The following is an 8,367-nucleotide window of genomic DNA, read 5'->3' on the forward strand; positions in this document are numbered from 1 at the left end:
GTGGAGCCGATACCGACAATGACGGCGAGCACCATCACCTTGATGCCTGACGAGATAACATGGCCGAGCACGCGTTCGGCCAGGAACGCTGAACGGTTCCAAAGTGCGAATGGAACCAAAACAAAACCTGCCAGCGTGGTGAGCTTGAACTCAAGGATGGTGATGAAAAGCTGGATGGAAAGGATGAAGAAGGCGATGATGACCAGGAACCAGGCCATCAGCAGCACGAAGATGGTCAGTGCGTTGCCGAAGATTTCCGGGAAGCCCAGGAGCTGACTGGCTTGGTCAAGCATTGGCCAAGCACCTTCGAAACCGGTCGCGGCAATGCGGCCCGGGCGCAAGAGATTGTCTGCCGACAGATTGCCGGCCGACGCCTTAATCCCGAGACCGGCAAAAGAACGATAAACGATATCGGCGAGGTTCTTGAAATTGTTCAGAATGAAGGCGAAGACGCCAACATAGAGCACCTTGCGGACAAGCCGGCCGAGAACGCTGGTTTCGTCGCCGAGCGCCCACGCCAGGCCGGCAAGTGTGATGTCAATGCCGATCAGAATGGTAGTGAGGAAGGCGAGGTCGCCCGATAGCAGACCGAACCCGCTGTCGATGTAGCGGATGAAGGTCTCCATGAAGCGATCGATGACGCCAAGGTCGTTCATGCCGCTGCCTTTCTCGTCGTGATGAACTCGTGATTAATTGCCGGGATAAGCCGAGCCGGTACCCAAGAATCGCTTCGTCATCTCGCGGGCGGCTTCGTCTGACTGGGCCTTGCGGGCGGCATCCTCGGCCTCAGCTCGAAACTGCGTTGCGAGCAGCGTCTGGATCTGCATCTGCTGTTTTGTCGAAAGCGCCATCAGCTGGTTGGTGGCCTGGCTTGCCTGAAGCGCACCGGCCGCCCCTTGGCTGCGGTTGACGAGATCGGCGAGCAGATCGCCGTCGGCGCGGACGTTCTCGACGATTTGCGACTGGACACCCATGGTCTGGCGGAACGCCTGCATGGCGGTTTGCCAACGCTCCCGCGCAGCACTCGCCACATCGCTGACTTTGATCGTGGCGTCGTAGCTTTCCGGATATTGGCTGCGCCACTGGTCTTGAAGCTTGCCCAGATCAAAGCTGAGGCCACTCGCCTGGTCCATCAAGCCGTCGATGCGATGGAGCGAACCGGTGAGTTGGCCAACGGAAGAGAAATCCAGACGCTGAAGATTGCGCGCCATGTTCTGCAGCATGGTCGCCTGATTCTGCAGCGACTGGATCTGGTTGTTGATCTGCTCCAATGCGCGCGCGGCCGTCAGCACGTTCTGCGCATAATTGGACGGATCGAACACGATAAGGGCGTAGGCGGGCTGCACATAGTCGGCCATAGGCTTGGCGATCAGGGAAACGGTGATCAGGCCGGAGAGAAGGCGTCGCCGCATCATGAGAATTGCTCCTTGTCTGGTTGAGGGAATTGCTTGAGAAGTTCGCCGGCCCAATCGAGGCCGCGCGCGATCAGGAACTGCGAGGCAAAGCTGCCTTGCCCGTCTTCGGACATGATCCTGTCGATCAGAGTCTGCGTGGCCGGATCGGAAGCACCGCAAAGCGCAAGAGCGATGGGGCCAAGCTCGAGCTCGAACAGACGGTTGCCGCGGCGCGATTGCAGATAATACTGACGCTTCGGCGTGGCGCGGGCGATCAATTCGATCTGCCGCTCGCTTAAACCGAAGCGCTCGTAGGCTGTGCGCGCCTGGGGTTCCACGGCACGATCATTGGGAAGGAAAATGCGCTGCGGGCAGCTTTCGATGATTGCCGGCGCTATGCCAGAGCCCGCGATATCAGCCAGCGACTGCGTAGCGAAGACAACCGACACGTTCTTCTTTCGCAGCACCTTCAGCCATTCGCGGATGCGGGCGGCGAACAGCGGATTGTCGAGATAGACCCACGCCTCGTCGAGCATGATCAGCGTGGGCCGTCCGTCGAACCGTTCCTCAAGTCGCTGGAACAGATAGGTAAGCACCGGCAGCAAAGCGCTTTGGCTGTGCATTAACTCCTCGGTCTCGAAACACTGCACATCCGACAAGGCCAGCCCATCATGATCGGCATCGAGCAGGCGGCCGAAGGGACCGTCGAGCGTGTAGGGCATCAATGCGGTCTTCAGCGCATTGGATTGAAGCAGGACCGAAAGACCGGTCAGTGTGCGTTCCTGCGCCGGCGCGGTGGCAAGGCTGGCCAGCGCTGACCAAATAGCCTCCTTCACCTCCGGCGTGACGGTGACGTTCTCGTGGGCAACAAGGCTGGCGATCCATTCGGCCGCCCAGCTTCGGCTAGCCTGGTCGTTGATGCTGCGCAGTGGCTGAAAGGCAAGGGAACCGTCCGCTCCTAGCGCGTGGTGTTCTCCACCCATGGCAAGTGTTGCAGCACGGGCCGAATTGCCTTTGTCGAAGACATAAACCTGGGCGCCGGCGTAGCGCCTGAACTGCAGAGCAATCAGAGCAAGCAGAACCGACTTGCCGGCGCCGGTCGGACCAACAACCAGCATGTGGCCGACATCTTCGACGTGGGTGGAAAGCCGAAACGGTGTCGACCCACTGGTCTCGGCAACGAAAAGCGGTGGCGCTTCGGTTTGGGTGACTTTCGCGAGATGCTCGTTTGTCGCAGGACCGGCCCAAACCGACGACAGCGGCATGAGATGGGCAAGGTTCAATGTATGAACGAGCGGTTGGCGAACGTTAGCGTAGACATGGCCAGGCAATGAGCCGAGCCAAGCCTCGACCGCATTGACGCCTTCTCGGATCGTGGTGAAGCCGAGCCCATTGATGATGCGCTCGACCGCGCGAAGCTTCTCTGCAGCGGCTTGGCGATCCTCGCCCCACACCGTCACGGTGGTGGTGAGATAGCCGAAACTCACATGATCACCGCCCAATGCCTGAAGGGCTTCGTCGGCATCGAGCGCCTTGTTGTCGGCATCGCTATCGACAAGCGGGACCGGCTCGTTGGTAATGACCTCGCGTAGGATTGCCACGATCGATTTGCGCTTGGCAAACCACTGCCGGCGCAATCGCGTCAGCGTCTTCGTGGCTTCCGTTTTCTCGAGCGGAATGAAGCGCGTCATCCAGCGATAGGCGAAATCCTGATGATTGAGGGTATCGAGGATTCCGGGCCGGGTGAGGTTCGGAAAGCCGAGGATGGTCAGTGTGCGAAGATGCTGCTCACCCAGCATCGGCTCCAGGCCACCGGTAAGCGGCGCATCGACCAGGATTGCATCCAGATATATCGGCGTTTCCGGGGCCATGATAGGATGGCGACGAGGCGAAATCGTGCCGTGGAGGTAGGTCAACGTCTGAGCATCATCGAGGACGCGTACTTCGGACATGAAACCCGAGAAGAGATCGAGCACGCGGTTGGTCTCGTCACGGAACCTCGCCAGATCCTGGCGCCAGTCTCTTTCTCCTCGGGAATAATGAGAGTCGACGAGCGTGCTTTCTGCGCGCGCCTGGGCGTCCGGCGGTGGCATAAACACCAAGGTCAGATGATAGCGGCTCTCGTAGTGCGCTACCTTCCCCTCGAAAGCAGCGCGGCGTTCTTCGTCGACCAGCCACGACGCGGCGTCAGGAAAATGCGAGTTCGGATAGCCCAGCGCTTCTGTGCGCTCGGCCTCAAAGAACAATGCCCAGCCAGAGCCAAGGCGTCTGAGAGCATTGTTCGCCCGGGCGCAAATGCCGACGAGTTCAGCCTCCGTCGCACTTTCGAGATCCGGGCCGCGGAACCGCAACGTCCGCTGAAAGCTGCCGTCCTTGTTGAGCACGATGCCGGGCGCCACCAAGGCAGCCCAGGGTAGATGGTCGGCAAGCCGGTCGGCTTTGCTTCGATATTCCGAAAGGTTCAGCATGCAAGCCACCCCTTCAGACGTAGGTGGCGCACAAGCACGCTGGCGAAGTCCGGATCGCGTCTTGCGGCAAACACCGCTAACGAGTGGCCTGCGATCCAAAGCACCAGACCAGCAATCCATTGCTGCAAGCCGAAGCCAATGGCCGCGGCCACTGTACCGTTGAGGATCGCCACCGCGCGCGGAGCCCCGCCGAGCAGGATCGGCTCGGTCAGCGCCCGGTGGACCGGTACTGCGAAGCCCTCGATATGCTGCTCCCCGGCGGCCATCAGACGAGCGCCCCACCACCGAAGGAGAAGAAGGAGAGGAAGAAGCTCGATGCCGCGAAGGCGATCGACAGACCGAAGACGATCTGAATCAGGCGCCGAAAACCACCGGCGGTGTCGCCGAAGGCAAGCGTCAGGCCGGTGGTGATAATGATGATCACCGCAACGATCTTGGCGACCGGTCCCTGCACGGACTCCAGGATCTGCTGCAGCGGCTGCTCCCACGGCATGCCGGAGCCGGCGGCATAAACCGGGGCCGTGATAAGAAACGCGAGCGCTGTGGACGAAAGAAAGCGAAGCTTCTTGCGCATGAGGAAGGCCTTTCAAAGCTGCTGGAGTTGCGAAAGCGTGAGCGGGGCAACGGCGTAATCGCCGCTGCCGTCGAGACCGGTGACCTCGGCGATTGCGTCGATGTGGCGCGACGAGCCGCGTCCCGCTATGAAGACGATCAGATCTATCGCCTCAGCGATGAGCCGGCGGGGAACGGTGACCACCGCTTCCTGGGCGAGTTGCTCAATGCGATAGAGAGCCGAGCGCGCGGAATTGGCGTGTACGGTAGCGATGCCGCCTGGGTGCCCGGTGTTCCATGCCTTCAGCATGTCGAGCGCTTCCGCGCCCCTCACCTCGCCCACGATGATGCGGTCCGGCCTGAGCCTCAGCGTCGAGCGCACGAGATCGGCAAGGGTGACCGAGCCCCGCCTTGTTCTCAGGGCAACGCAGTCCCTGGCCGCGCACTGCAGTTCGCGTGTGTCCTCGATCAGGATCACCCGATCGTCGCATTCGGCGACTTCAGCCAGCAGAGCGTTGGCGAGTGTTGTCTTCCCCGAGGAAGTGCCGCCGGCGATCAGCATGTTGCGCCGCTCGCGGACGGCCTTTTTCAGCGCATCGGCCTGCAGCGGCAGCATGATGCGTTCGGCAACATAGTCGGCCAGGGTGTAGACTTTCGCGGCGGGCTTGCGGATGGCAAAACATGGCGCCAACACCACAGGTGGCAGCAGGCCTTCGAAGCGTTCGCCAGACGGCAATTCGGCACTGACGATCGGGTTGTCGGCGTGCGCCTCGGCGCGCACGTGCGAAGCAACCAGGCGGATGATACGTTCTGCCTCGGACGGGTGCATGTGAACGTCGGTATCGACCCGACCTTCGCCTAACCGGTCGAGTCGCAGCGCGCCGTCGGGATTGACCATCACCTCGATGACGGACGGATCGGCCAGGGCTTCGGTGATTGCCGGACCCATGGCGGTGCGCAGCATGACACGCCGCCGGTGGTCGGCCTCGGGATGAGAGCTCATCCTTCCCCTCCCCCACCATTGTCTTTGCTAAGCGACTTTTTGCCGGAAGCGATCTGGCGGCCGACCTTCTCAACGAATTTCTCGAAACGCTCTTGGGCAATAGCCTGCGTTGCCCGATCCGGGACCGGCGTGTGGGCGTGAAGGGTGATCGAAAAGCGGATGAAGAGCGCCAGGCTCTCCAGGATCACCTCGGAATCGCGCCTGACGTGGGCAAGATCGCGGGAGAGCCGGTCAAGCCTTACGCCGTAGCGCCGATCGAACTCGCTCTCGCCACGCCGCTCGATGAACGCCTCGATCGCCTTCCCCACGATCGCTGATTTGGTCGTTGACGGATCGCGACTGAGGTTGTCCAGTTTCTCGCTGAGCTCCGGCTCAAGCAGAAACTGATGGCGAATGCGGTGCGGCTTCATGCGGATCGTTCCGACGGCCCGGCGTTGCGCCGGCGACGGGAGAAGCATCGGCCAGACGCTCAAAATTGCTTATGGCCGTTATCTACGCTGAGGTGCGCTCTGCAACTCAGCGGACTTCAGAAGCCGGGAATGACATCGTCGCCCCTGCCCTCGTTGATACCGTAGACGCGGGCCGCAGTGGAAATCCGATCCATGACACGCTTGTCCGCGAGCGCTTCGCTGTCATCGTCTGCGGGCTTGTACAGATCGGCCTGATCGGGCTCTTGAGAGACAACAACGTCTTCTTCGGGCAGGCTTGGATGGCGTTGCTGCTGAACGCCTCCCTCGTCTTCAACTGGCGCGTCGGCGCTTTCCTCGTCCGCAGCAAGTCGGCTATCGACGCTGCACACTTGTCCAGTCCAGCCGTCCGGGCGTGATGCAGGGCAGTCCGCATAGGGTCCGTCGTGCAGCACCGGCGCAGGCAGCACCCGATCTGTGAAATTCTGATCCTGATAATAGCGCAGCTTCTTGGCGCGGATCGGCGGCAACCCAGAAACCAGGACCAATTCGTCTGACGGCGGCAATTGCATCACCTCGCCTGGCGTCAGGAGCGGGCGCGCGGTTTCCTGGCGGCTCACCATGACATGTGAAAGCCAGGGCGCAAGCCGATGGCCCGCATAGTTGCGCATCGACCTAAGTTCGGTTGCGGTGCCGAGGGCATCCGAGATGCGCTTGGCCGTGCGTTCGTCATTGGAGGAAAAGGCAATTCGCACGTGGCAATTGTCGAGAATAGCATTGTTCTCGCCATAGGCCTTTGAAACCTGGTTCAAAGATTGTGCGATCAGATAGGAGCGAATGCCATAACCTGCCATGAAGGCGAGCGCCGTTTCGAAGAAGTCGAGGCGACCGAGCGCCGGAAACTCGTCCAGCATCATGAGCAGCTGATGCTTACGGCTCTTCTTCGGGTCCCCCTCCAGACGCTCCGTCAACCGCCTGCCGATCTGGTTCAAGATCAGTCGCACAAAAGGCTTGGTGCGCGAGATATCCGAAGGCGGCACGACCAGATAGAGCGACAGCGGTCGCTCTCCATCCACTAGGTCAGCGATGCGCCAGTCGCAGGACGAAGTGGCCGCCGCGACCGTTGGATCACGATAAAGCCCGAGAAAGGACATGGCGGTCGAGAGGACGCCTGAGCGCTCGTTTTCCGACTTGTTCAGGAGTTCGCGAGCCGCCGAGGCCACTACGGGATGGACCTGAGGGTTATGCCCCGTCCCGAGATGGTTTGTCGTCATCATCCGCCGTAGCGTTGCGGCAAACGAGCGTTGCGGGTCCGACAGGAAGGTGGCGACGCGGGCCAGCGTCTTGTCCTCTTCAGCGTAGAGCACGTGCAAAATGGCGCCAACTAGGAGTGAATGGCTGGTCTTCTCCCAGTGGTTCCGTCGCTCCAGCGCGCCCTCGGGATCGACGAGGATGTCGGCGATGTTTTGAACGTCCCGGATCTCATCTGGGCCTTTGCGCACCTCCAGCAGCGGGTTGTAGCGTGCCGATCTCGGGTCGGTCGGATTGAACAGAAGGCAGTACGAGAATTTCGACCGCCAGCCGGAGGTCAACTGCCAATTTTCGCCTTTTATATCATGAATGATGGCAGACCCGGTCCAGGAAAGTAGCGTTGGAACAACCAGCCCCACGCCCTTGCCCGAACGCGTCGGCGCAAATGCCATGACGTGCTCCGGGCCGTCATGGCGCAGATAGCGATCGTTCAGCCTACCGAGGAAAACGCCCGCCGGCCGTAACAACCCTGCCGTCTCGACCTCATGAGTCGTGGCCCACCGTGAAGACCCATAGGTCGTAACCGACCCGCGCTGTCGCGCGCGCAAAAGCGAGCCAGCGATTGCGGCGGCACAACCCAGGAATCCGCTGGCGCCTGCAAGCGTACCGGCTTTGTCGAAGACCTCCGGCGCATAAGCATCGAAGTGGAACCACCATTCAAACAGCTTCCACGGCTTGTAGATTGGCCAGCCGGCGAAGAGAAACCATGGTGCGCCGAGAGGCGTCTGGTAGGTCAGCATTTGAGCGCACCATTGGGTTGCCGTCCATACGCCGATAATGACAATTGCGCACACAACGGCGATCTGCCCGATCAGTAGCTTCGTAGGTGTCATCGGCTTGGCCCGCTGAACAACGCGACCTAGCATCGCGCGGCGCAGCCGGGACAGGAATGTTCCTCACATACGATTTGGGAGCAATGAACGACTTCCTACGTATGCAGGTCGGTCAGCACGCGTGTTGCGCCTTCACGCGACACCATCCGCCACTCCATCCTTTCCATTCACCCTGAGGCCCGGCGCCGCCGACAGTTGCGTGACCGCTCCTCCGCAAAGTTATCTTCTGCGTTCAGGGAGCCACGGCGCCTGGGCTGGCTGATGAACACCGTCCGCTCGCGCATGTGGGGTCGAATTGATTTGTGCCCAAGTGGAGGCAGGCTCGTCTTCCAACAGTTGCCGCAGTTCCCCTGGCTCGAACGCCATCATCGGTGGGGAAGCGGGTTCATCCTCCAACAG

Annotated in this window: 8 protein-coding genes; all 8 read right to left on the bottom strand. The window is 61.0% G+C overall.

The features are described from left to right. Positions 1-656, bottom strand: a 656-nt coding sequence (trbL, locus tag ENZ74_RS13330; protein WP_127312807.1) for a P-type conjugative transfer protein TrbL, incomplete at its 3' end; no start/stop codon positions are given. 33 nt (positions 657-689) lie between these two features. Next, positions 690-1,415, bottom strand: coding sequence for a P-type conjugative transfer protein TrbJ (gene trbJ / locus ENZ74_RS13335; RefSeq protein ID WP_024502854.1), 726 nt, complete (start codon positions 1,413-1,415; stop codon positions 690-692). Beyond that, positions 1,412-3,862: a conjugal transfer protein TrbE gene (gene trbE / locus ENZ74_RS13340; protein ID WP_063169232.1), complete on the bottom strand. Its 2,451-nt coding sequence runs from the start codon at positions 3,860-3,862 to the stop codon at positions 1,412-1,414. The genes trbJ and trbE overlap by 4 nt, the downstream gene beginning before the upstream one ends. Beyond that, positions 3,856-4,128, bottom strand: a complete 273-nt coding sequence (locus tag ENZ74_RS13345; RefSeq protein ID WP_024502852.1) for a VirB3 family type IV secretion system protein — start codon at positions 4,126-4,128, stop codon at positions 3,856-3,858. Before ENZ74_RS13345 ends, trbE begins: the two co-directional genes overlap by 7 nt. Further along, positions 4,128-4,436 (bottom strand): TrbC/VirB2 family protein, encoded by a 309-nt coding sequence (locus ENZ74_RS13350; RefSeq protein ID WP_024502851.1) that lies wholly within the window; start codon positions 4,434-4,436, stop codon positions 4,128-4,130. Before ENZ74_RS13350 ends, ENZ74_RS13345 begins: the two co-directional genes overlap by 1 nt. A 12-nt stretch (positions 4,437-4,448) precedes the next feature. Further along, positions 4,449-5,417 carry a P-type conjugative transfer ATPase TrbB gene (gene trbB, locus ENZ74_RS13355; RefSeq protein WP_024502850.1) on the bottom strand — a complete coding sequence of 323 codons (969 nt, stop codon included), beginning with the start codon at positions 5,415-5,417 and terminating at the stop codon, positions 4,449-4,451. Further along, positions 5,414-5,827: a CopG family transcriptional regulator gene (locus ENZ74_RS13360; protein WP_063170364.1), complete on the bottom strand. Its 414-nt coding sequence runs from the start codon at positions 5,825-5,827 to the stop codon at positions 5,414-5,416. The genes trbB and ENZ74_RS13360 overlap by 4 nt, the downstream gene beginning before the upstream one ends. A 116-nt stretch (positions 5,828-5,943) precedes the next feature. Continuing rightward, positions 5,944-7,968, bottom strand: a complete 2,025-nt coding sequence (locus ENZ74_RS13365; RefSeq protein ID WP_063169233.1) for a conjugal transfer protein TraG — start codon at positions 7,966-7,968, stop codon at positions 5,944-5,946. Between the last annotated feature and the right edge of the window lie 399 nt (positions 7,969-8,367).

This window comes from Mesorhizobium sp. M7A.F.Ca.CA.002.15.2.1 (genome assembly GCF_003998715.1).
Lineage (GTDB): Bacteria > Pseudomonadota > Alphaproteobacteria > Rhizobiales > Rhizobiaceae > Mesorhizobium > Mesorhizobium ciceri.

Coding starts and splice junctions, on each gene's coding strand:
- ENZ74_RS13365 (WP_063169233.1), bottom strand. CDS start 7,968: ATGACACCTACGAAGCTACTGATCGGGCAGATCGCCGTTGTGTGCGCA.
- trbB (WP_024502850.1), bottom strand. CDS start 5,417: ATGAGCTCTCATCCCGAGGCCGACCACCGGCGGCGTGTCATGCTGCGC.
- trbE (WP_063169232.1), bottom strand. CDS start 3,862: ATGCTGAACCTTTCGGAATATCGAAGCAAAGCCGACCGGCTTGCCGAC.
- ENZ74_RS13345 (WP_024502852.1), bottom strand. CDS start 4,128: ATGGCCGCCGGGGAGCAGCATATCGAGGGCTTCGCAGTACCGGTCCAC.
- ENZ74_RS13350 (WP_024502851.1), bottom strand. CDS start 4,436: ATGCGCAAGAAGCTTCGCTTTCTTTCGTCCACAGCGCTCGCGTTTCTT.
- trbJ (WP_024502854.1), bottom strand. CDS start 1,415: ATGATGCGGCGACGCCTTCTCTCCGGCCTGATCACCGTTTCCCTGATC.
- ENZ74_RS13360 (WP_063170364.1), bottom strand. CDS start 5,827: ATGAAGCCGCACCGCATTCGCCATCAGTTTCTGCTTGAGCCGGAGCTC.